Annotated in this window: 1 protein-coding gene; it reads right to left on the bottom strand. The window is 54.0% G+C overall.

Translation table 11 applies throughout. From position 1 onward, the window contains the following. A partial coding sequence (locus FJV41_RS56290; RefSeq protein WP_220138056.1) for a helix-turn-helix transcriptional regulator occupies positions 1 to 409 on the bottom strand: 409 nt, incomplete at both ends.

Below are 409 nucleotides of genomic sequence, written 5' to 3'. Positions count from 1 at the left end.
CCCCGTAAGCTGAATTGATATTCAGCTCTTGCATTCCCTGCGCGCTGTTGATCCAGGCATACATTTCAGCGTTGCTGCGTAGCGATAAGCGACGCATTGCGCTGTTTTTCTGCGCACTGATCGTCTTATTACTCTTTTTCAACAGCGCGGCGATCTGGTTTATTCCCCACCCCTTCGCCAGAAGGCGCAGAACTTTACGCTCTGAAAGAGTGAGCATCGCCGCAGAGTGGTAGCTTGCGAAGTCGCTGTCCTCATCCCCGGCAAACAGCGTACGGCTAATCTGTTCAGCCGCACGGCTACCGGCGCAAATCACCTCAATCAGCCGGTTAACCGGCTCGCTCTCGGAGATCAACGAGCTTTCAGGACGAATTAATAGCTCAACGGCCAACGGATAGAGGCTGTCGCTGAC

Origin of the sequence: Myxococcus llanfairpwllgwyngyllgogerychwyrndrobwllllantysiliogogogochensis (genome assembly GCF_006636215.1) — a bacterium.
Lineage (GTDB): Bacteria > Myxococcota > Myxococcia > Myxococcales > Myxococcaceae > Myxococcus > Myxococcus llanfairpwllgwyngyllgogerychwyrndrobwllllantysiliogogogochensis.
This window is presented reverse-complemented; position numbering and strand designations above follow the sequence as displayed.